The organism is Mesorhizobium sp. M7A.F.Ca.US.005.03.2.1, from assembly GCF_003997795.1.
Taxonomy (GTDB): domain Bacteria; phylum Pseudomonadota; class Alphaproteobacteria; order Rhizobiales; family Rhizobiaceae; genus Mesorhizobium; species Mesorhizobium ciceri.
Map to the genome: position 1 here is coordinate 1 of NZ_RZRP01001540.1, position 569 is coordinate 569.

Consider the following 569-nt stretch of genomic DNA (forward strand, 5'->3'; position numbering starts at 1 on the left):
TTGAGATACAGCAGGCCGGTCTCGGGATCGAAGCGTTCGCCGATGTAGTTCTTCTGCGTCTGGAAGCCGGTGTTGAGGCTTTCGCCATAGGTGGCGTAGCTGGTGGCGTCGACGACGGTGCCCGACATGTCGGTGACTTGGCGCACCGAGGCGAGATGTTCGCGGTGCAGGAAGTATTTGGTGGTGTCGACGACCTTGATGTCGGGATGCGGATAGCGCGATCTATGTGCCGGAAACCTATGAAGGCCGGCCGCCGGACGCCGACAGCGCCGACCGCGCCGACATGGTGCAGCGCCTGTCGACACTGACGCCGCAACAGCTGCGCGTGCTGCAGATGCTGCGCCAGGGCCTGCTCAACAAGCAGATCGCCTATGAGCTGCAGGTGGGCGAAACCACGGTGAAGGCGCATGTCTCCGAAATCCTGCGCAAGCTCAATGTCTACAGCCGCACGCAAGCGGTGATCGAGGTTTCGAAGCTGGACAATGCGGAGTTGTTTCGCGATCAGGCTGGGTTTTGAGCTTTTACCCTCCTCCTTGTGGGGAGGGTCGATCCGCGAAGCGGAGCGGGGT

The 569-nt window shown here is 61.5% G+C and carries 1 pseudogene; it reads left to right on the forward strand.

Annotated elements, in window-relative coordinates:
- Positions 1-217: 217 nt before the first annotated feature.
- Positions 218-517, forward strand: a pseudogene (locus EN991_RS39000) (response regulator transcription factor); the annotation flags it as partial.
- Positions 518-569: the final 52 nt, after the last annotated feature.